The 21,102-nt window shown below is 55.7% G+C and carries 15 protein-coding genes; 5 read left to right on the top strand and 10 right to left on the bottom strand.

Annotation, left to right across the window (positions count from 1 at the left end; all coding sequences use genetic code 11):
* Positions 1-5: 5 nt before the first annotated feature.
* A complete protein-coding gene (locus tag FHS90_RS14625; RefSeq protein ID WP_182513608.1) occupies positions 6-1,052 on the top strand; it encodes a DUF6268 family outer membrane beta-barrel protein in 1,047 nt (348 codons plus the stop codon).
* A 203-nt stretch (positions 1,053-1,255) separates the two neighbouring features.
* Here the strand turns inward: FHS90_RS14625 and ppk1 are convergent, their stop codons facing one another.
* From ppk1 to FHS90_RS14645, 4 genes are all read right to left on the bottom strand, one after another.
* The gene (gene ppk1 / locus FHS90_RS14630) at positions 1,256-3,394 is read right to left on the bottom strand and encodes a polyphosphate kinase 1 (protein WP_182513609.1); all 2,139 of its coding nucleotides are present in this window, start codon (positions 3,392-3,394) and stop codon (positions 1,256-1,258) included.
* Positions 3,395-3,433: 39 nt separating this feature from the next.
* Positions 3,434-3,931 (bottom strand): SixA phosphatase family protein, encoded by a 498-nt coding sequence (locus FHS90_RS14635; protein ID WP_066834886.1) that lies wholly within the window; start codon positions 3,929-3,931, stop codon positions 3,434-3,436.
* Positions 3,932-4,503: 572 nt separating this feature from the next.
* Positions 4,504-5,706, bottom strand: a complete 1,203-nt coding sequence (gene hflX / locus FHS90_RS14640; protein WP_182513610.1) for a GTPase HflX — start codon at positions 5,704-5,706, stop codon at positions 4,504-4,506.
* A gap of 8 nt (positions 5,707-5,714) precedes the next feature.
* The gene (locus FHS90_RS14645; RefSeq protein WP_182513611.1) at positions 5,715-6,425 is read right to left on the bottom strand and encodes a SirB2 family protein; all 711 of its coding nucleotides are present in this window, start codon (positions 6,423-6,425) and stop codon (positions 5,715-5,717) included.
* 139 nt (positions 6,426-6,564) lie between these two features.
* Here FHS90_RS14645 and FHS90_RS14650 point away from each other — a divergent pair, with 139 nt between their 5' ends.
* Both FHS90_RS14650 and rfbC read left to right on the top strand, forming a co-directional pair.
* Positions 6,565-7,689, top strand: a complete 1,125-nt coding sequence (locus tag FHS90_RS14650) for a glycosyltransferase family 4 protein (protein WP_182513612.1) — start codon at positions 6,565-6,567, stop codon at positions 7,687-7,689.
* 66 nt (positions 7,690-7,755) lie between these two features.
* The gene (rfbC, locus tag FHS90_RS14655; RefSeq protein WP_066834877.1) at positions 7,756-8,298 is read left to right on the top strand and encodes a dTDP-4-dehydrorhamnose 3,5-epimerase; all 543 of its coding nucleotides are present in this window, start codon (positions 7,756-7,758) and stop codon (positions 8,296-8,298) included.
* 314 nt (positions 8,299-8,612) lie between these two features.
* Here the strand turns inward: rfbC and FHS90_RS14660 are convergent, their stop codons facing one another.
* Positions 8,613-9,899, bottom strand: a complete 1,287-nt coding sequence (locus tag FHS90_RS14660; protein ID WP_343049723.1) for a UDP-N-acetylmuramoyl-tripeptide--D-alanyl-D-alanine ligase — start codon at positions 9,897-9,899, stop codon at positions 8,613-8,615.
* A gap of 35 nt (positions 9,900-9,934) precedes the next feature.
* On the opposite strand from FHS90_RS14660, the gene FHS90_RS14665 reads away from it, so the two are divergent.
* Entirely contained in the window at positions 9,935-12,169 is a 2,235-nt protein-coding gene (locus FHS90_RS14665) for a T9SS type A sorting domain-containing protein (RefSeq protein ID WP_182513613.1), read from the top strand.
* Between the two features lie 66 nt (positions 12,170-12,235).
* On the opposite strand, the gene FHS90_RS14670 is transcribed toward FHS90_RS14665, so the two are convergent.
* Positions 12,236-13,009 carry an amidohydrolase gene (locus tag FHS90_RS14670; protein ID WP_182513614.1) on the bottom strand — a complete coding sequence of 258 codons (774 nt, stop codon included), beginning with the start codon at positions 13,007-13,009 and terminating at the stop codon, positions 12,236-12,238.
* Positions 13,010-13,130: 121 nt separating this feature from the next.
* On the opposite strand from FHS90_RS14670, the gene FHS90_RS14675 reads away from it, so the two are divergent.
* Entirely contained in the window at positions 13,131-13,670 is a 540-nt protein-coding gene (locus FHS90_RS14675; RefSeq protein WP_066834871.1) for a 5' nucleotidase, NT5C type, read from the top strand.
* Between the two features lie 299 nt (positions 13,671-13,969).
* Here FHS90_RS14675 and FHS90_RS14680 read toward each other — a convergent pair whose 3' ends face one another.
* The 4 genes from FHS90_RS14680 to FHS90_RS14695 all read right to left on the bottom strand — a co-directional run bounded on the left by FHS90_RS14680 (position 13,970) and on the right by FHS90_RS14695 (position 21,075).
* Positions 13,970-15,118 (bottom strand): pyridoxal phosphate-dependent aminotransferase, encoded by a 1,149-nt coding sequence (locus FHS90_RS14680; protein WP_182513615.1) that lies wholly within the window; start codon positions 15,116-15,118, stop codon positions 13,970-13,972.
* Positions 15,119-15,172: 54 nt separating this feature from the next.
* A complete protein-coding gene (locus FHS90_RS14685; protein WP_182513616.1) occupies positions 15,173-15,751 on the bottom strand; it encodes a uracil-DNA glycosylase family protein in 579 nt (192 codons plus the stop codon).
* A 481-nt stretch (positions 15,752-16,232) separates the two neighbouring features.
* Positions 16,233-17,249 carry a hypothetical protein gene (locus tag FHS90_RS14690; RefSeq protein ID WP_182513617.1) on the bottom strand — a complete coding sequence of 339 codons (1,017 nt, stop codon included), beginning with the start codon at positions 17,247-17,249 and terminating at the stop codon, positions 16,233-16,235.
* Positions 17,250-17,958: 709 nt separating this feature from the next.
* Positions 17,959-21,075, bottom strand: coding sequence for a PAS domain-containing sensor histidine kinase (locus FHS90_RS14695; RefSeq protein ID WP_182513618.1), 3,117 nt, complete (start codon positions 21,073-21,075; stop codon positions 17,959-17,961).
* Positions 21,076-21,102 lie beyond the last annotated feature (27 nt).

Genomic DNA, 21,102 nt, shown 5'->3' on the forward strand with positions numbered 1-21,102 from the left:
CTCTTATGAAAAAGTTATTGACAGTATTGGCAGTTCTGGGGTGTTGGGGGCTAGAGGTGCAGGGGCAGGGTTTTTTCACTGACTCAGTGAGGGCGGCCCGGGCGCAGTATGACCCGCAGGAGCTGGCCAACCCCTCTGTGCTGGGGCAGGCGAAGAGCCGGGGGGTGATTGTGCGCTATGAAACCCTGCCCCGGTTTGGCCTGCGCTCTGAAGGCAAGCAGGGCGATATTGGCAACTCAGAAGCCAAGGTGCTCAGAAGTAATAAGTTTGAATTCAAGGCCTATGCCCCCGTCTGGAACCGGCCGCATCTGAAAGTAGTGGTGGGCGGCGGCTATCAACTGGAGGAGTTCAACTTCAAAGAACCCGCCAACATTGACTACCCCCTGTACAATACCCTGGAAGACAAAGATCTGCGTTCCTTAGACGGGCAGCTCATTGTACTGCGGCCCATTAACCAGAAGAATTGGTTGCTGTTCAGGGTGAAAGGCGAGCTGAACGGTGATTACGGGAAGTACAGCCAGATCAGCTTTAGCCGGTACCTGAGAACCTCTATGGAGGTGATTTATGGCTGGAAAAAGAGCCCCTACCTGTCTTATGGCGTGGGCGCGCAACTGGGGTATGCGTTTGGGCGGCAGACCATTTACCCGGCGTTCATGTACAACCGCACGTTCAATGACCGCTGGGGGGTTGAGGCCATCTTCCCGGCAAATGTCACCTTCAGGCGCAACTTCTCTGAGAAGTCTTTCTTCTACCTGGGCTACAAAATTGAAGGGGCCAGCTACAACATCAACATCAACAATGACCAGTTCAGCCAGTATGAAACCGTGGAGCTGCGAAAGTCTGAGATCAGGGGCCGCTTTAGATGGGACCGGGAGATTTATGATTTCCTGTGGTTCGGGTTAGAGACGGGCTACCGGTACAACCACAAGTTTGGCGTGTATGACGGCGAGAACAAGAAGGCCAACCCACTAATTGAGAACCACATCAAAGATGCCATCTTCTTCAATGTAGAGCTCTTCCTGGTGCCGCCCCGCCGGTTCTTGAAGCAATAGCTGGTAGGTCTGTTTTGGAGCCGTTTTCCTGAAAACAAAGCAAAAACGGCAGGCGCTCAGGAGCCTGCCGTTTTTTTTTTTATTGCTTTTGGGTGGGCACGGTTTCTGTTTTAGGGCTGTTTTTTGAAAAACAGCCCTAAAACAGAAACCGTGCCGGTCACTCTGCTCTGGTTGAAAAAAGAAATCCGCAGGGCGGAAAGGGACTATTTGCGGGTATCTGCCGCCGGGGGGACCTCAAAGCCGGCGGCGGCGGTTTGCTGCCGCAGAAAGTCATAGATGGCGTACTGCGCCCGCACGGTGGTGGTGGGGTCTTCAGAGATCCAGTAAGTGTTGTCTGCGTTGCGGGCCTTCTGGTTGTCTTGCCGCTGAAGGTCCAGCAGATGCCTGATCTCCTGCCGCAGGGCAGGGTTGTAAAGCGGGAACCCCACTTCTACCCGGCGGCTCAGGTTGCGGTTCATCCAGTCAGCAGAGGCAATGTAGACTATCTCCTCGCCGCCGTTGCCAAACACATAGATGCGGCCGTGCTCCAGATAGCGGTCTACAATGCTGCGCACCGTGATGTTGTCGCTCACGCCGGGTATGCCCGGTAAGAGGCTGCAGATGCCGCGCACCAGCAACTCAATTTTTACGCCTGCCTGGCTGGCCGCATACAGCTGCTGAATCATGCGGGTGTCTTGCAGGGCGTTGATCTTGACGAGCATATAGGCAGGTTTGCCTTCCTGCGCCAGCTGCATCTCCCGCTGAATAAGCTCCTCAAACCGTGTTCTTAGCGTAAGGGGGGCTACCAGCAGGTGTTCATAGGTGTAGTCTTGCAGGCCGTCTACCAGAAAGTTGAAAACCTGGGCCACCTCCTGCGTAAGGCGCTCATCTGAGGTGAAGAGGGCGTGGTCTGTGTAGAGTTTTGCGGTTTTCTCATTAAAGTTGCCGGTGCTCAGGTAGGCGTAGAGTTTGGCATGGCCGTCTTCCTGCCGTGACACCAGGCCAATCTTGCTGTGCACTTTGAGGTCAGGCACACCGTAAATCACATTGGCGCCCGCTTTCTCCAGTTTGTTGCCCCAGAAGATGTTTGACTCCTCGTCAAAGCGGGCTTTCAGCTCTACAATCACCGTGACCAGTTTGCCGTGTTCGGCGGCCTTGATCAGGGCCTTGGCTACCTTTGACTTGTCTGCCACCCGGTACAGGGTAGCGCTAATGCTGGTGACTTTGGGGTCTGAGGCGGCTTCGTCAAAAAAACGCAGGGCGTAGTCAAACTTCTGGTACGGGTAATGCACCAGAAACTCCTGGGTCTGCAGGGCGTCTAAGAGGCTGGGGGCGTTCTCCAGGCCCGGGTGGGGCAGGGGGGGCTGCGGTTGGTAATACAGGTCTTCCCGCTCAAACGCAGGAAACCCGAAGAAGTCCCTGAAGTTATGGTAGCGGCTGCCGGTCACCAGTTCATCCTGGGTCAGGCCAATGCGCTCCAGCAGGGCCTGCAACATGCTTTCTGGCGTTTCTGGGTCATAGAGCAGCCGGCTGGGGTGGCCTTTCTCCCGCTTCTTCAGGCTCTTTTTGATCTTGGCCATCAGGTTGCCTGAGACTTCCTCCTCAATGTCCAGCTCGGCGTCCCGTGAAAGTTTGAGGGCGAAGGCTTCTACTTGCGCAAAACCGGGGAACAGGTCTGGCAAGCCAATCCTGATCACGTCATCCAGCATCATGACATACTGTTCGCCCTGCTCTGCCGGGAGTTCTACAAACCGCCCGCCGTGCTTTTGGGTGGGCAGTTCCAGAATGGCGTACTGCTCTGGCTGCCCCTGCTGCGGCACCAGCCTGATCATGAGGTAGACCGTCTGGTCTTTCAGGAACAGGGGGCTGGGGTTGGAGCTGAAAATAATTGGCACCAGCAGGGGCTTGACAGTTCTCTGAAAATAGGCGAGCGCCGTTTCCCGTTGCCGGTCATGGCACTCCTGCTCATTGATCAGGTGAATGTGCTCCTTCTTGAGCTCCGGGATCAGCTCATTTCTGAACACCTGCCCAAACTCCTTCTGCTGCCGGCTTACTTCGGCCAGAATCTTGTCCAGTTCCTGGGCCGGGTCTTCCCTGAGTTTCTCGCGGGTCTTCTTTTTCAGCTTTACCAGGCGGCGCATGGTGGCCACCCGCACTTTAAAGTACTCATCCAGGTTAGAGGAGAAGATGGCCATGAACTTGAGGCGCTCCAGCAAAGGAACGCGCGGGTCTTTGGCTTCTTGCAGCACCCGGTAGTTAAATGAAAGCCAGCTCAGCTCCCGGCTGATGAGCGGTGTCTCTGGCTTGTCCGGGTCTGCCGAAGAGGAGGTGTCAAGGGAATGTAGTTTATCTGTTTCTGCCATTGGTGTCTGGTATGGTGGGCGCGGCGCCTAAAGCGGACTCTATCTGTAGTTTTTAGGGAAGTCCAGGAAAAGAAGTTTTGCGTTGTCCGGGCCAGCCTGCCCCCAGTAGTTCACGTCAAAGCTGAACGCGGCCACCCCGGCGGTAGGCAGGTTGGCAATGGTTTTCTCTGGCGAAAGCTGATTGGTGATTTCTGTGAACGTGGGGTTGTGGCCCACCAGCATTACCCGGTTGTACTCATCTGGCAGGGACTGAATGAAGAGCAGGAGAGACTCTGCGTCAATGCGGTAGAGTTCTTCCTGCACCCCAATCTTCTCCGGCTCAAATTCCAGCTCTTTGGCCAGGAGCGTAGCAGTAGAAAGTGCCCGTACCGCTGAACTGGAAATGATCAGGTCCAGCTCCACCTTCCGGTCAGCCAGCTCCTGCCCAATCAGGGGCGCGTCTGAGCGGCCGCGTTTGTTCAGGGGGCGGTCATGGTCACTCAGATCCTCAAATTCCCAGCTTGATTTTGCGTGCCGTACTAGATATAACGTCTTCATGTAAAACTTCGTCAAAAAGTATAAGCGGCCACTGCGTTTTAGGGCTTGTTTACATTTTGATTTTGCAAGCGAAAACGGGGAGCGAAAGGTTCTGGCGAAGCGTTTTTTGAGCAGCATAGCAGCGCTATGGTGCGAGAAAAAAGCAAAGTCAGGTTCTTTTGATACCCGTTTGCAGCGCAAAAGGCAAATTTAAACATGCTCTTAGGGCTGTTTTCTCAAAAACAGGCTAAAAACGGCAACACGGCTTCCCCCTCTTTACTGGATTCAGAGGCAAATAGTTTTGCGGGGAAACAGGGGGTGTGGGGGAGGGAATCAAGGCCGGCAGGCCGCCTGCAAAAGGTGAATCTGCTTCTGTCTGTGATGCGCCCGCGGGCGGGAAAAAGATTGCTGCCCCGGTGCCGGGCGCGGGTGACCCGGTAGACACCCTGGCTGGCAGCGCTAAAGAACCTGCAACCTGCGCAAAGGAAGGAGCGCGAGGTGGTGCGGGGAGTGGGGCAGGTTTCTGTTTTCGGGCTGTTTTGGCAAAAACAGCCCGAAAACAGAAAAGTAAAGCCCCTCAGACTCTCAGCAGACTACCACTCCTGTGGCGCCTGGTTGTTGGGGTAGCGCTCAAGGTGAATTTTAGAGACATGCTGCAGCAGCACCTCGCGCAACTCATCAATGTTGGTACGGTTGGCCGCTGAGATGAACACGGCCGGCGTATGTTCCTTGGCCATGTAAGAAGACTTCAGGTCAGAAATGTCTGGCCTGGCCTCGGGGCTGTGCTCCTGCAGCTCCTGCTCCCGCTCCTGCAGGTACAGGTCGGTCTTGTTGAACACCAGAATCACTGGTTTTTCAGCAGACTGGATATCTTTCAGGGTTTCATTCACCACGCCAATGTGCTCCTCAAAAGACGGGTGCGAGACATCTACCACGTGCAGCAGCAGGTCAGACTCCCTGATCTCGTCTAAGGTAGACTTGAAGCTTTCAATAAGCTTGGTGGGGAGTTTCCTGATGAACCCTACCGTGTCTGAGAGCAGGAACGGGATGTTGTCAATCACCACCTTGCGCACCGTGGCGTCAACGGTGGCAAATAGCTTGTTCTCTGCAAACACATCTGATTTAGAGATGAGGTTCATGAGCGTTGACTTGCCCACGTTGGTGTACCCTACCAGTGACACGCGCACAATGCCGCTGCGGGACTTGCGCTGCTCAAAGTTCTGCTTCTCAAACTTCTCCAGTTTCTCTTTGAGCAACGAGATCTTCTCGCGCACAATACGTCTGTCTGTCTCAATCTCGGTTTCACCGGGACCACGCATGGCCACGCCCCCGCCCCGCTGGCGCGACAAGTGGGTCCAGAGGTTGGTCAGGCGGGGCAGCAGGTACTGGTACTGGGCCATTTCTACCTGCGCCCGGGCGGTGGCGGTCTGGGCGCGCAGCGCGAAGATGTCCAGAATGAGCAGGCTCCGGTCTATGATTTTCACCTGCAGCTCACGCTCCAGGTTGCGCACCTGGGAGGGCGAAAGCTCATCGTCAAAAATGACCATGTCTACCTTGTGCTCCTTCACATACGCCACAATCTCTTCCAGCTTGCCCTTGCCCACGTAGGTGCGCAGGTCTGGCTTGTCTAGCTTCTGGATAAACCGCTTCAGGGTTTTGGCCCCCACGGTCTCGGTCAGGAAAGCCAGCTCATCTAGGTACTCCTTTGTCTTTTCATCGGTCTGGCGCCATTGCGGCACGGCCACCAATACAGCGGTCTCCTGTTCTTTAGCCGTTACGTGGAGTTGGTTTCTCATGTGGTAAATTACTTTTTAAGTAGGGTGGTGTACAAGGCCAGTGCTTCTATTTCCTGTTCTGTCAAGGTAGCGCTGAAGCCCGGCATCAGGCCCCGCCCGTTGGCAATCACCGCCTTCCTGTCTGCCTGGCTCAGAGAGCTCTGCTGCAGGCCAACGGCCCCGCTGGCTCCTTTTTGGCCGTCTTCGCCGTGGCAGGTGGCGCACAGCTGAGTGTAGATGGCTTTGGTGTTTTCCAGCTGGGTGCCCTGCATCTGTGACAGAATAGGGTGTTTGGCTTGCGGCTGGGCAATAGCGGCTGTCTGTGCTTGCCTATCTGGCAGAGCGGTGGCCTCCTCTTCTGTATCAGGACGCATTTTCAGGCTTTTAGTTTCGGCTACGCCGTAGACATACAGAAAGAGCAGGAGCCCCAGTGCGGTCAGCACCTTGCTGTGCCGCTTGAGCCCCACTATCCCCACCGGGATGGCCGCCAGCACCAGCACCACCTTGGCCAGAAGCCAGGTGGGCAGAGTGCCACTGCCGTAAAAGGCCCTATAGCCAATTAAATACGCCCCCGTCACCAGAATCAAGACGCCAAACACCAGGTCCAGCATCAGGGTAGAAGCTCTGATTTTATTCAGCCGGTCATGCTTGTTCAGGAAGAGCAGGATGGCCTTCAACACAAACAAAACCAGAAACAGAATCACCACCAGTACGTGGGTGTTAAGAAAGTAAGCGGTCATAGGCCAACTATAAGCTACAGGCTTGTACGGCTGCAAAGTACGCAAAAGGGTGAAACTAGCCCAGATGCCCGCACAGTTTCTGCGTATAGGTGCGGGTTAACCCACTGGCTGTACTATCTTTGTCTTTTAAACTACGCCCATGCGCATTGCCATTGTCATCAACAAGTCCTGGAACATCTTCAATTTCCGTCTGAGTCTGGTCAAAGCCTTGCTGAAGGCGGGGCATGAGGTGGTGGCCATTGCCCCCGAAGACGCGTACTCAGCCAAGTTGGTGGCCGAGGGCTGCCGGTTTGTGCATTTGCCCATGGAAAGCAAAGGCACCAACCCGCTCAAAGACATGCTGCTGATTCAGAACTTCTACAAGGCGTATAAGCAGGTGAAGCCAGACGTGATCTTGCAGTACACCATCAAACCCAATATTTACGGCAGTATTGCCTCCAAACTGGCGGGCATCCCCACCATCAACAACGTGTCTGGTTTGGGCACGGTGTTCATTGTAGAGAACCTGGTCTCCAAAATTGCCATGGCGCTGTATAAATTCTCGTTCCAGTTTCCGGCCAAGGTCTTCTTTCAGAACAATGATGACAAAGAACTTTTTCTGGGCCGAAAACTGGTGCGCGAGTCGGTGACAGAGGTGATTCCCGGCTCCGGTATTGATACCACGCGTTTTCAGCCTGCGGCCCAATTCAAGCGCCAGGACCCGTTTGTGTTCCTGATGGTGTCACGGGCGCTGTATGAGAAAGGGCTGGTAGAGTATGTAGAGGCGAGCAAGATCCTGAAAGCCAAATACCCCGCCGTGCGGGTGCAGCTGCTGGGGGGCATTGACGAGGAAGGCAATATTGGGATCAAGCGCACCGTGGTAGAGCAATGGGCGCAGGAAGGCTGGCTGGAGTACCTGGGCACCTCAGACAACGTGGCCGGCGTCATGCACCAGGCAGACTGTGTGGTGCTCCCGTCTTACCGTGAAGGTACGCCGCGTACGTTGCTGGAAGCCGCCGCCCTGGCCAAGCCCATTGTCACCACCAACGTGCCTGGCTGCAAAGAAACCGTGGTAGACGGCTACAACGGCTACCTCTGCGAAGTAAGGAACGGAGCAGACCTGGCCGCCAACATGGAGAAGGTGCTCAACCTGTCTGAGCAGGAGCTGCAAACCCTGGGCCAGCACAGCCGCCGCTTAGCCCTTGAGAAGTTTGACGAGAAATATGTGATAGACCGGTACTTTGCCGCCATTGAGGCCGCTACCGGCAAACCGGCCAGAAAATAAATCCAGGCGGTAGCGCCTCTGTTGACCATAGGCCACCGCTTACCACCAAAACATTAACTGAGAAACATGCAAGTGACTACCTACCCCATAGCCGGCGTTATAGAGATCACCCCGCGGGTGTTTGCAGATGACCGCGGCGCCTTTCTGGAAACCTTCAGTGCGAAACAATTTGCAGAGGCGGGAATCACAGACACTTTTGTGCAGGACAACCGCTCCATTTCCAAGAAAGGCGTGTTGCGCGGGCTGCACTTGCAGAAGCCACCCTATGCCCAGGCCAAACTGGTAAGCGTGGTGGTTGGGAAGGCGCTGGACGTGGCGGTAGACCTGAGAAAAGGCTCACCCACCTACGGGCAGCACGCCACCTGCCTTCTGGAAGCCGACAAGCACAATATGTTCTTTGTGCCCATTGGGTTTGCGCACGGTTTTGTGGCGCTGGAGGAAGGCACCGTTTTCCAGTACAAGTGCAGCAATTACTACAACAAAGAATCTGAGGGCGGTCTGCTCTGGAATGACCCGGCGCTAGGCATTGACTGGGGAATTGAAAACCCGCTGGTATCTGAGAAGGACGAAGTGCTCCCTACCTTGGCTCAATTTGAGTCGCCGTTTTAAGTGACACTGCCAATGGCAGTTTAAACCTCACCGTTCTACCAGAACGGTGAGGTTTTCTGTTTTAGGGCTGTTTTCCCAAAAACAGGCGGAAAACAGGATCAATAGAAATCATTCTGAAATAAACGGCTGGCAAGCTGGAAAGGCAATGTAAGATAGGGGCTGACCCTGGCCGCCAGGAACCTTCCGGGAGGCAACAAGGAAATGGAAGGGAAGCCTGCCAAAGATTTTGGTGAAACCTCACAGGTCTTTAAATGCGGTGAGGTGTTTGCGTTTTGGGGCTGTTTTTGAGAAAACAGCCCCAAAACGTAAAATAGTTACAGCAGCGCCACCAGCGTCTCCAGGCCAATGCCGCGGGAGCCTTTGATCAACAGGTGGCTGTTGCGTACCGGGTGGTCTGTCAGCCACTGCTCCAGCGCACTTTTCTCTGCAAAATACCTGAAGCCAGGGTTTACCTCTGCGGCGTAGCGCATTTCCTTTCCGCAGAGAAAGACCTGGGCAAACGGCAGTTGATCTAGCTGCTTGCCCAGAAGCCGGTGTTCAGCCTCGCTTTCCTGGCCCAGTTCCAGCATATCGCCCAGAATCACTACTTTGGGCTCACCCGCCATCTGCGCGAAGTTGGCCACTGACAGAGCCATAGAGCTAGGGTTGGCGTTGTAGGCGTCCAGCAGAATGGTGTTGGTGTCTTTCTGTACAACCTGCGAACGGTTGTTGGTGGGTACATAACCGGCAATGGCAGAGTTGATGTCTGAATGCGGAACCCCAAAGTACTGGCCAATGCAGGCGGCGGCCATCATGTTCTCAAAATTATAGGAACCCATGAGGTGCGTGTGCACTTCTTTGCCATCTGCGGCGCGGTACATCACCTGCGGGGCAGCCTGGAGCAGTTCACCGGTATAATCATTGCCGGGCTGGTAGTAGGTGACTTTCTTTTCTAGGCGGCGTACCATCCTCATCAAGTGTTCGTTAGAGGTATTGACGAACACTGTGCCGTTGGCTTTGTCCAGGTGCAGGTAGAGCTCACTTTTGGTGCGGGCCACGCCTTCCAGATTACCAAATCCTTCCAGATGGGCTTTGCCAATGTTGGTGATGAGGCCGTGGGTGGGAAGGGCGTAAGCGCAGAGTTCGGCAATGTCGCCGGGGTGGTTGGCCCCCATCTCAATGATAGCCAGCTCATGCTCCGGCTGTATGCCCAACAAGGTGAGCGGCACCCCAATATGGTTGTTCAGGTTGCCTTTGGTGCAGAGCACGTTGAACTTTTTGCTGAGCACGGCATTGATGAGCTCTTTGGTGGTGGTTTTCCCGTTAGAGCCCGTAATGCCCAAAACAGGTATGCGCAGCAACAGCCGGTGGTGGAGGGCCAGGGCCTGCAGGGTGTTCAGCGTGTTTTCTACCTGAATGATGTTTGGGCCGGTAATAGTAGGGTCTTGCACCACCGCGTAACGGGCGCCCTTGTCCAACGCGGCCTGGGCAAACTGGCTGCCTTTGAAATTGGGGCCGTCTAAGGCAAAAAAGAGGGTATTGTCTTGTTCGGCCCTGGAATCTGTGCTTACTTTCCGGCACTCCAGGTATTTTTGATAAAGGGACGCCACGTGCTCCATCATATGTTTTGTAACTTTAGTCAAACCAATAGATACGAATGATTCGTGCATTAAAGGTACTAGCCTTTTTCATAAGTTACATAGCCCTGGCTCCCTCTATTGCCTGGGCCCAAGCCTCCGTGCGGCTGCAGGAAGTAACAGGCCCCGCCGTGCAGAAGCAGGGGAGCTCCCTGCCGCTGCCCTGGGCGGGTGGTATGAACAGCCCCCAGTTCTCCCACATAGACCTGAATCTGGACGGGCAGCCAGACCTGTTTGTGTTTGACCGGAGCAGCCAGCGCGTCTCCACGTTTCTGGCCGTGCAGGCGGGCGGGCAGTGGCGGTACCAGTTCGCGCCGCAGTATGCCGCCGCCTTTCCCCGCGATCTGATCTATTTTGCCCTGCTGCGGGACTTCAACTGTGACGGCGCCCCAGACCTGTTCACGGCCACCAACGCGGGTATCAAACTCTACACCAACACGTCTGCGCAGCACGGCAAACTGACCTTCTCACTCACGCACCCGCTGCTGCTGTACAACAGAGACGGCAACATTGTGGTAGGCGCGGAAGACATGCCCGCCATTGTGGACATGGACGGGGACGGGGACCTGGATATTCTTACCTGGGAGTGGTCTGGCGGCAGAACCCTGGAGTATTACCAGAACCAGCGGGTGGAGCAAAACCTGGGCTGCGCCGAAATCACCTTCACCAAGGTGACCAACCGCTGGGGCAACCTCACCCGCTGCGCCGGCTCCTGCAACAGCTACCGGTTTGGCGGCGAAAGCTGTCCTTCGTCCCACCACGTGGGCGGTTCCAGCGTGCTGCCGCTAGACGTAGACGGCAATGGCGTGCTGGACCTGCTGGCGGGGCATGATGACTGCGCTGATCTGGTCACGCTCCTGAACACCGGTACAAACCTGCTCCCCAAACTCTCCAGCGCTGACTATAACCTTCCGCCAGACATCACCGGGAACCAGTTCAGCGTTTTCCCGGCGGCCTATTACCTGGATGTCACCTTTGACGGCGTGCCAGATCTGGTGGTGGCCCCCAATGCGACCAGCAACTCCCACCAGAATGTAGACCTGAAGAACTCGGTTTGGGTATACGCCAACACCGGGACCGCCCAGGCACCCAGATTTCAGGCCCCCAAGCAGCCGTTCCTGCAAAACCAGATGATAGACGTAGGGGAAGGCGCGGCCCCGGCCCTGGCAGATCTCACCGGAGACGGGGTCTTGGATCTGCTCATTGGCAATACCGCCGTGCTGGAGAATGGCCGCTATGCCGCTACCCTCACTTTTTACAAGAACAAAGGCACCAGACAACAACCGGTTTTTGAGGAGGAGGCCATAGATTACCTGTCTTTCTCTGTGCTTGGTCAGCAGGCCCTCAAACCCCAACTGCTGGATCTGAACAAAGACGGTGCCGTTGACCTGGTGTGGAGCATTTACAACAACACCACCTCCCGGGTAGAGCTGAAGTACCTCCTGAACCAGGCCGCCGCGGGGCAGCCCGCTCAATTCTCCCGGCAGCAGGAGGGCACCATCACCGGAGTCCTGTTCTTCAGGGGAGACAGCCCCTACCTCACAGATGTCAACCAGGACGGGACAGTGGATTTATTGATAGGAAGAGCGTCTGGGGCACTGCATTACTACCGGAACACGGGCAGCAACACCGCCCCCGCCTGGTCATTGGTGACAGAGGCCTTGGGTGGGCTGGACGGCAGCAGCGTGTATGGCCGGCTACAGGTGCAGGTGGCTGACCTGAACAAAGACGGCAAGGCTGATCTGCTAACCTCAGATGACAGCGGGGAGGTTAAGGTGTACCCAGACTTTGCCGCACACCTGGCCGGTGCATTCCCGGTAGAGGCCAACGTTCTTTGGCAGCCAGCCCTGCAACAGTACCAGCCGGCTATTTTTGGGGCAGGCGCCGCCGTGGCCGTGGGAGATCTGGATCAGAACAGTGATCAGTTGCCAGAGGTGCTCATTGGTACCCGGGCGGGTGGTCTCCGGTTTCTGAAAGTAATCAAAGAGCCGCTGGGCCTGGGAGAGGAGCCCCCAGCCCTTGCCGGCCTGAAACTGTTCCCTAACCCTGCCCGGGGCTTCACCCAATTGCTGACCCCCCAGGCGGCCACCTATGTGCTCTACAACGTGGCGGGGCAAAATATTCTGGCGGGGAAAACCAGCGCTGACCAGCTGCACCAGATTTCAACCGCCGCCACGCCAGCGGGCCTGTACCTGTTAAAGGTGGTGCTGGCTGACGGCAAAACCATCACCCATAAACTCTTGGTGCAGCCGTAGCGTTGGTTCCTGTTTTGGAGCTGTTTTTAAGAAAACGGCTCCAAAACAGGAATTCTGGAAACGTTGCTACAAAAGCGTAAACGCATCTGCGTCTATATGCCAGGGCAGTTTTTGGCGGGTTTCCTCCAGGTGCGCGCGGGAGAGGGTGACGGTGGTGGTGGCCTCCTCGTGCTCATGGTGCGCCAGTTCCTCCCCCAGAAGGTTGTACGCGGCAGAATCACCGGCATACGTGTGGCCGTTGCCATCCTGACCAACGCGGTTCACGCCAATACAGAACGCCAGGTTCTCAATGGCGCGGGCTTTCAGGAGCGTCTGCCACGCCAGCCGCCGCCGGCTGGGCCAGCTGGCAATGTAGATAAGCACATCATAGGCAATGGGCGTGTTGCGGGAGAAAACCGGGAACCGCAGGTCATAGCACACCAACGGGCAGATGCGCCAGCCGTTCAGTTCTACAAGCAGGCGGTCTTTGCCGGGGGTGTACGCCTCGCATTCGCCGGCCATTCTGAACAGGTGGCGCTTGTCATACTGGGCGTGGGTGCCGTCTGGCCGCATCCAGATCAGGCGGTTGTAGTAGTGCCCGTGCTCGGCAATGATCAGGCTGCCCATGATCACCGCGTTTTTCTGCCTGGCCATGAGGCGCATCCAGTTCACAGACTCCCCGCCCATGGGTTCGGCCAAGGCCGGTGCCTCCATGCTGAAGCCCGTGGTAAACATCTCTGGCAAAACAATCAGGTCACTGCCAGGCACCTCCTCTATTTTCTGCTGGAGCTTTGCCCGGTTGGCGGCGGCATCATGCCAGTGCAGGTCGCTTTGGATAAGGGTAACGCGCAGGTCAGCCATTTTAATTAATTGAGAATTAGGAATTGGGAATTATGATTTACTGGTTTTGAGTAGAAAAGGTAACTTACTGACTTCAATCCCGATAAAGGTAGGGACTTTCTCAAAACCGAAATACAGCCGCATGGAGTACCAGAAGAAAAAAATTGCCATTGACATGGATGAGGTCATGGCTGACCCTATTGATAAATTCATTGAGCTCTACAACCGCGACTGCGCCCTGGAACTCACCCTGGAGGCACTGCATGGCAAGGAGGTCTACGAGGCTGTGCCAGAGGAGCACAAAGACAAGGTGTGGGAGTACATCAACGCCGAAGGTTTCTTCAGGGACCTGAAGGTGATCCCAGACAGCCAGGAAGTCATCAAAGCCCTCACGGAGAAATATGAGGTGTTCATAGTAAGCGCCGGCATGGAGTTCAGAAATTCACTCATTGACAAGTTTGACTGGCTGCATGACCACTTCCCGTTCATTAGCTGGAAGAACATGGTGCTCTGCGGTGACAAAAGCATTATTGGCGCTGACATCATGATTGACGACCGGGCCAAAAACCTGATCACCTTCTCAGGGGAAAGGAAACTGCTCTTCACCTCTACCCACAACGTGAACATTCTGGAGTTTGAGCGCGTGAACTCCTGGCGGGAGGTGGCTGAGAAACTGTTGTAGAAGGTTTCTGTTTTGGGGCTGTTTTCAGAAAAACAGCCCCAAAACAGAAATTGAGGCCAGCAGGGGCAGGCCCTTGGGGTTGTTCTAACGGTGAAAAACCTACAAGGGCAACCACAAGCGCCTGCCCCCTGCGGTATTTATTCTGTGCAGAGTGGTAGCCAAGGGTTTCCACTGGGCATAGTAGGGGCTTAAGGTTCTACAAGGCCAGTGGAATCTGCCTGTTTTCAGCCTGATTTCCCAAAAACAGGCCGAAAACAGACTAAGGGCGCTGAACTCAAGACTCAGAACTCAGAACTCTCTTACAACCGGCACAGCCGCTCTGCCGCCGCGCGCAGTGTCTCCTCCTTCTTGGCAAAGCAGAACCTGATTACGCGGTGGTCTTGGCCGTCATGGTGGAACACGGAGACCGGGATCACGGCCACGCCCGCTTCTCTGGTGAGCCACTGGGAGAAATCTACGTCTGGCAGATCAGAGAGCTGGTCATAGCGCGCCAACTGAAAGTACGTGCCGGCGCAGGGGAGCAGGTCAAATTTGGAGGGCCGCAGCAGCTCCCTGAACAAGTCCCGCTTCTGCTGGTAGAACTGCGGCAGCGCCAGATAGTGCTCCTGCTGCTCCAGAAAAGCGGCAATGGCGTGCTGAAAGGGCGTGGCGGTGCTGAAGGTGAGGTACTGGTGTACTTTTCTGAACTCAACCGTCAAGGCCGCGGGCGCAAGGCAGTAGCCCACCTTCCAACCGGTGGTGTGGTAGGTTTTCCCGAAGGACGAGACCACAAACGCCCGCTCAGCCAACGCCGGAACCGTGAGCAGGCTCTGGTGCGGCTGCCCGTCAAACACCATGTGCTCATACACCTCATCGCTCAGAATCAGGAACGGGTACTGGTCTGCCAGTTTTGCCAACGCCTCCAGGTCTGCTCTTTGCCATACCGCCCCGCTGGGGTTGTGCGGCGAGTTGATGATCAGCAGGCGGGTCTTGGCAGATAGTTTCTCCTCTACCAGCTGCCAGTCAACAGAATAGTCAGGAAAGGTGAGGGGCACAAAAACGGGCACCCCGCCGCTCAGCTCAATAGCCGGCACATACGAGTCATAACAAGGCTCCTGCACCAGCACCTCGTCTCCCGGGTGTACCACGGCGGCAATAGCGGCAAACAGCGCCTCTGTGGCCCCGGAGGTGACGGTAACCTCTGTGTCTGGGTTGGCACGGTGGCCATACAGCCACTCAGTCTTGCGGCTTATCTGCTGCCTCAGCAGGGCTATGCCGTGGCTGGGCGCATACTGGTTGTGCCCCTGGCGCATGGCCTCAGAAACCAGCTCCACCAATGCTGGCGGGCAGTGGAAGTCTGGGAAACCCTGTGACAGGTTGATGGCACCGTGCTGCTGCGCCAGCTGGCTCATGGTAGAGAAAATGGTGGTGCCCACGTGAGGCAGTTTGCTCTGAAAGGAGAGGGACATCTGTTTTTGACCTGTTTTCGTGAAAATAGGCAAAAAACGGCAAGCGGCCATCTACTACTGGGGCAAGACCGCCTGCACCATCTCCTGCAGGGCAGGCACCACTTCGCGCTCAAACATGGGGTGCCGCTTGAACCAGGCCATGTTTCTGGGCGAGGGGTGGGGCAGCGGAAGGTACGTTGGCAGGTACTCCTGCCAGGCGGCCACCGTCTCTGTGAGGTTGGCCTTGGCCCTGGTGCCTAAAAACGCCTGCTGCGCATAAGCGCCTATGAGCAGCGTGAGCCGGATGTTGGGCAGCAAGGGCAGTAGCTGCGGGTGCCAATGCCGGAAACACTCAGGGCGGGGCGGTAAGTCTCCGTTCTTACCGGTGCCCGGAAAACAGAAGCCGGTGGGCACAATGGCAATTTTGCGCTCGTCATAGAATTCCTGGGGCGTGAGCCCCAGCCACTGCCTGAGGCGTTTGCCGCTCTGGTCGTTCCAGGGAATGCCGGTGGCGTGTACTTTGGTGCCCGGCGCCTGCCCCACAATCATGAGCGTAGCCGTCTCAGACGCCCTGAGCACCGGCCGGGGCGCATGGGGCAGTTGGGCGGCGCAGATCTGGCAGGCGCGTATCTGGGTGAGCAGGTCAGGGAGCATGGGGTATTCTCTGTGCAATAAGTTTCTAAAATAGACCAGGCACGTTAGGTGAAGTTTGTTTCGGCCGCAGGCCGAAAGAACACCCGCACCCGTTCTGTTTTTGGCCTGTTTTCCTGAAAACAGGCCAAAAACAAAAAACGGCCAAGCCTGGGCGCAGATGACAAACAGAACCCTTTCTACAGAACCGTGCCTTCCTGCTTTGCTGAAAGGAAGGTTGGGCAATCTGACAAGCCCTTCATTCCTGCCACAGCGGTTGGGGGCTGCCCCGTTTCAAAAGGGGAATGTCTCTGTTCTTAACAAAAGAAGCCGGAGCTAAAAAGTTCCGGCTTCTCAAGAAGGTGTTTTATGGGGCAAGTAGCGGCTCATGGCCAGGCTCCTCTGGCGGGGGTAGAAGCCTGAGGAGCAAGATGGCGCCGGCCAGGCCGGTCAGGAGCATTGCAATCATAATGGTTTTCATCTTGTTGTCGCTTTGGCCGTGCTACTAGTAGTAGCGCGGGTTGCGGTTGCCACTGTAAAAGAAGGAGTCATCTCCTGAGTCTGTTTCATCTGACCAGCGCGGGCCGCTTTCATTGCCGCGGTCACGGCGGTCACGGTACTCATAGTCATGGCGGTTGCCACTGCGGCGGTCAGCTGACTGGTCATTGTCATGGCGGTTGCCGGTAGACCGGTTCCAGAGGTTCTGGGCGCCCTGCTTCATGTCTTGCCAGGCCTCTCTTACGCCTTCGCCCATTTCGCCTAAGATGGCGCCTTTGTCCCGGTCACGGCTGCGGCCGTCATTGGCGGTATAGCGGCGCTCCTCATACCAGGTGTGGTTGCCGGAGCCGTAGCGGTAGTCATCATCTTTAAAGCGGCTGCGTGACCCTGGGTACTCATTGTACGGGTTGCTGTCTGGGTTGGGCAGCTCCTGGCGCACGCCCCGGGAGTCCATGTACCCGCCGCGGTAGTAGTTTTCATTGGAGTCATCAAGGCGGCGCTGCCGCGAAAGCTGGTCTTCTGAGTGGACACGGTCATTGCCCCGGCCCTGGCCGTAGGAGTCCTGGCGCGCAGAGTAGTTGCCGCGGCCGTCTCCGTAGGGGGAGAAGTGCGTGTGCTGGTTGTTGCTGCTATACTGGTTGCCGCTGTAGTTCTGCTGGCTGCGGTTGCCCGGCTGCTGGTTGTTCTCAAGCCCCGAGCGGGAGCTGTGGCCGCGGCCGTCCCCGTAGTTCAGGTTGTTGGGGTTGCGGTAAGTGCTGTACTCCCGGTCACCGTAGTGTTTGTCACGGCTTCCGCCCCAGTCTGCGTTGGTGGTGCGCTGGTGCGTGTCTTCCGGAAAGTGGCTGCGGCTCTGGTTGCTGTAGCCGGTATGGAAATTATTGCCGTTGTTCCAGTCGTTGCCCTGGGCGCGTTGGTTTGGTTGGCGGTGCTGCTGGTCACGGTTGTACAGCTCACGGCCTATCTGGTGGTTCTCCGTCTCTTTGCCTAGGTCAGGAGAGGTGTGATTGCTCTTATTATTCTGCATGTCAGTATGGGTTAAGGTTTTCTCTGTGCCCGCTCCGCACTGGAACCGGCGTAGTAGAATGTACGATAGCCTAGGCAGAGGGTTAAGCAAGGGAGGCGGGGAGGTGCGTTTTGTACGTATTTTTTTGAAAACAGCTTAAAAACAGGAGTTGCCGCCAAACCTTTCTTAACCAAACCAGTATGAGGGAGAAATAACCTGATTTTCCTGTTTTTATGAAAAGATATCTACCTCTGCTGGGCATATTCCTGCTGTTTTTTCTGGTAGTCTCTGGTTTTGCGCACGCAGCAGTAAGATCTGCCGCACCTGTTTCGGTGCAAGGGCAAACCTGGGCCCCGCAGCAGGAGGTACCCGTTGCCCCGGCTGCCTGAGCAGCCCCTGGTTCTGCCTGAAAGGCTGGAGTGTATCTTGGTATTCCCCAGTCTCAGAGAAAAGTAGCTGCCTGTAAAGGTTCCTGCTTCTGTTAAAGGAAATAGTGCCCCGGCGGGCATGCCGCAAAAGGCCGTTGGTGGTGCACCAGCGGCCTTTTGTTTTAGAGCTTGTTCAACTTTTGCCTTTGCAGGCCAAAACGGGGAGCCAAAGGTTCTTCTCCAGTGTTTTTAGGGCAGCAAAGCGGCGCTATGGGGCGAGGCAACCGCCAGGTCAGGTTCTTTTGCGGCCCGTTTGCCGCGCAGAAGACACATGTACACCTGCTCTCTACAGAGCGAGGCGTTTATTCTTCCCCCAAGGGTTCAGACGCTTCTTTCATGTAGATCTGGAAGGTAGTCCCTTTGCCCACCTCGCTCTGCAACTCAATGTAGCCGCCGTTTTTCTGTACAATGCGGTTAATGATGTAGAGGCCAAGGCCTGAACCCGCCACGTGGTTATGGAACCGTTTGAACATCTGGAACACTTTGCTGCCGTACTTCTCCAGATCAATGCCCAGCCCGTTGTCCTGAACGGTGAGCCTGATGAAATCACCTTGTCTGTCTGTTTTAAGGTGCACAACAGGGGGGCGCTCCGGTGAGCGGTATTTAATGGCGTTGCTGATCAGGTTGTATAAGATGCTTTTCAGGTTTACCCGGGAAAAGATGACCTGGGGAACCTCTTTAAAATCTACGTAAATCTGCGCCTGTGACTCTTTCACCATGTCTTTGATGCTGAGGGTGACTTCGTCTAGCAGGTCATGCAGCTCAATTTCATCACGGTGGGCGTTGATGTTCTTCTGCACCTTTACAATCTCAGCCAGGTCAGAGATGGTGGCGTTGATCTGGTTCAGGGCCTTGTCAAACATGCCAATCAGCAGCTCTGCATCCGGGTCATGGAATGTGGCGCTTTTGGTGAGCTCTTTAAAGATGCCCGCCATGTTGATGATAGGCAGCTTGAGGTCATGCGAAGCCGTGTACACAAAGCTGTCCAGGTCTTCATTGATGCTACGCAGCTCCCGGTTGGTCTGGGCCATGAGCTCCTCATCCCGCTTCTGCTCCTCAATGTCTGTACAGGTGCCAAACCACCGGAGAATGTTGCCCTCTGCATCACGCATAGGAAGGGCCCGGCCTAAGAACCAGCGCCATTCCCCGTCTGAGGCCCGTCTGAACCTGTATTCTACCTGGTAGGGTTCTCCGGTTTCCAGAGAATACCGCCACCGGGCAAACGCCCGCTCCTGATCTTCAGGGTGCAGCAGGTTGTTCCACATTTGGGTGCCTTTGCTGGCTTCAACATCATAGCCGGTATAGTCTACCCAGCGCTGGTTGAAGTAGTCATGGAACCCGTGCGGGTCTGTGGTCCAGACCAGCTGAGGCATACTGTCTGCCAGGAACCGGAAATGCTCAGTGCTTTCCTGCAGCGCCAGCAGCATCTGTTTCTGGTCATGTATGTCTGTGTTGGAACCTACCCACATGGTAATGTGGCCTTCTTCATCCCGTACGGGCACCGCCCTCACCAGATACCACCGGTAGCCGCCTTCTTCTACAGAGAACCACCTGTTTTCTATGGCAAAATCATGGCCGGTTGCCAGTGAGCGCCGCCAGCTGGCAATGGTGGCTTCCCAATCTTCTGGGTGCACGTAATCTTCCCAGCGCCAGCCAATAAGCTCTTTTTGGGAGCCCCCCAAAAAACTGTACCACCGTTGGCTGTAGTAGTCAATGTACCCGTCTGGGCGGGCGGTAAAGGTCATGTGCGGCAGTGCGTCCAGAATTTTCTTGATACGGTCATAGGAAGACTGGAGGGCGTCAGTGAGTTTTTCAGTCTCCTGCTTGGCCAGTACCCGCTCCGTGACCTCCACCACCAGAATCATAACGCCTTCTACCTGGCTGTCTGGGCTGAAAAGAGGCTGGTAGATGTAGTCAAAGTACCCCAGTTCCAGGGTGCCGCTGCCGTTGCGGTCCAGATAGATGGGTTGCTCGTTGCCGCGGTACAGCCTGCCTGTGGAGTAGACCTGCTGCATAATGTCAAAGATTCCCTGCTCCTGTAGTTCTGGAAGCGCTTCTTTGTACGGTTTGCCCACAATATCACGGCCGCCCACCAACAGCTTAAAATTAGGGGTGGCAAAGTCAACGGTCCATTGTTCTCCCTTGATCACCGCAAACTGCACAGGCGCCTGCGCCAGCATGCGCTGCACGTATTCATCCCGCTCCCGTAGGTTCTGCTGTATGTCTTTCTGCTCCTGTATGTCTGTGTCTACGCCTATCCAGGCCTGTATATTGCCAGCGGCATCCTGTAGCGGGGTAGCCAACATGGTGAACCAGCGGTACTGCCCGTCCTGGGCCCGCCTTAGCCGGGCCTCATTGACATAGTTCTCCCCGGTTGCCAGCGCATGCGCCCACCTGGACACGGTGGCATCTAAATCATCTGGGTGTAGAATGTGGCCCCAGCCTTGATCTGGGCTCTGGTTGCCCGTGTACTGGTACCAGGCTTTGTTGTAATAATAAATATACCCGTCAGCTTGTGCCACCCATGCAATTTCAGGAATACCCTCTAAGATGGCTTTTACCTGCTGTTCACTGGCTTTTAAATCAGCGGCATACCGGTTCTTCTCAGTGATGTCCAGCATGGCGCCAATCATCCGGACAGGCTTACCGGTTTCATCTCTTGCCACTATGCCGCGGTCAAAAATATCAGCATACGTGCCGTCTGCCCGCCTAAAGCTGTACTCATCCTGCCAGTGGGTGCCGCCGTGGTCAATAACTGCGTGAATGCTTTGGACCACCCGCTCGGCGTCATCTGGGTGAATGCGGCCGTACCAGGAGTTGATGTCCTTCTCAATGTCTTCTTCCTTATAGCCGAAGGTGGTTTTAAAGCCGTCATTCCACCAGATGGTGTCATTTAGCAGGTTCCAGTCCCAGATCACATCATTGGTGGCCTTGGCAATTAACTCAAACCGCTCCAGGTTTTCCTGCGCAATCTGTTCCTGGGCGTTCAGAAGTTTGTGTTTCTGGGTTACGTCTTCTACCTGGTGAATCAGGTACAGAACCTCTTCGCCGGCGGCATCTAGTACGGGGGTGTTAAGCGGTTGCCAGTATTTTTCCTCAAAACCGCCGCCCTGTTCTGCCGGTCTGGTCACATCATACCGCTGTACTTCCATGCGGTGGGGCATTTTGTGGGTGCGGGCATACTCCAGAGACTGGCGCAGGTTCAGGCTGCCGTTGGTCTCTGGTGCGTCTGGGTTATCTGGATAGACCTCAAACAGATACCGGCCAATAATGGAGCGGTCTTTCAAGGTGGCGGCAAGATAGGCATCTGTGGCCTCCAGAATGGTAAACTCAGGGGAGAGAAACAGGTACAATCCAGGCAATGCCCGCATGACAGGCAGTAAATCTAATGCAGTGGCAGCGGCTGGTACAGAAGTCATATTTAAAAGCAGGGGCTCAAATCTGGA

Origin of the sequence: Rufibacter ruber, assembly GCF_014138425.1 — a bacterium.
Taxonomy (GTDB): domain Bacteria; phylum Bacteroidota; class Bacteroidia; order Cytophagales; family Hymenobacteraceae; genus Nibribacter; species Nibribacter ruber_C.

Bases quoted from the DNA above. Each gene is read 5' to 3' on its own strand.
- FHS90_RS14690 (WP_182513617.1), bottom strand. From the start codon at position 17,249: ATGCAGAATAATAAGAGCAATCACACCTCTCCTGACCTAGGCAAAGAG.
- hflX (WP_182513610.1), bottom strand. From the start codon at position 5,706: ATGAGAAACCAACTCCACGTAACGGCTAAAGAACAGGAGACCGCTGTA.
- FHS90_RS14625 (WP_182513608.1), top strand. From the start codon at position 6: ATGAAAAAGTTATTGACAGTATTGGCAGTTCTGGGGTGTTGGGGGCTA.
- FHS90_RS14670 (WP_182513614.1), bottom strand. From the start codon at position 13,009: ATGGCTGACCTGCGCGTTACCCTTATCCAAAGCGACCTGCACTGGCAT.
- FHS90_RS14685 (WP_182513616.1), bottom strand. From the start codon at position 15,751: ATGCTCCCTGACCTGCTCACCCAGATACGCGCCTGCCAGATCTGCGCC.
- FHS90_RS14695 (WP_182513618.1), bottom strand. From the start codon at position 21,075: ATGACTTCTGTACCAGCCGCTGCCACTGCATTAGATTTACTGCCTGTC.
- FHS90_RS14645 (WP_182513611.1), bottom strand. From the start codon at position 6,425: ATGACCGCTTACTTTCTTAACACCCACGTACTGGTGGTGATTCTGTTT.
- FHS90_RS14680 (WP_182513615.1), bottom strand. From the start codon at position 15,118: ATGTCCCTCTCCTTTCAGAGCAAACTGCCTCACGTGGGCACCACCATT.
- FHS90_RS14665 (WP_182513613.1), top strand. From the start codon at position 9,935: ATGATTCGTGCATTAAAGGTACTAGCCTTTTTCATAAGTTACATAGCC.
- rfbC (WP_066834877.1), top strand. From the start codon at position 7,756: ATGCAAGTGACTACCTACCCCATAGCCGGCGTTATAGAGATCACCCCG.
- FHS90_RS14675 (WP_066834871.1), top strand. From the start codon at position 13,131: ATGGAGTACCAGAAGAAAAAAATTGCCATTGACATGGATGAGGTCATG.
- FHS90_RS14635 (WP_066834886.1), bottom strand. From the start codon at position 3,931: ATGAAGACGTTATATCTAGTACGGCACGCAAAATCAAGCTGGGAATTT.
- ppk1 (WP_182513609.1), bottom strand. From the start codon at position 3,394: ATGGCAGAAACAGATAAACTACATTCCCTTGACACCTCCTCTTCGGCA.
- FHS90_RS14660 (WP_343049723.1), bottom strand. From the start codon at position 9,899: ATGATGGAGCACGTGGCGTCCCTTTATCAAAAATACCTGGAGTGCCGG.
- FHS90_RS14650 (WP_182513612.1), top strand. From the start codon at position 6,565: ATGCGCATTGCCATTGTCATCAACAAGTCCTGGAACATCTTCAATTTC.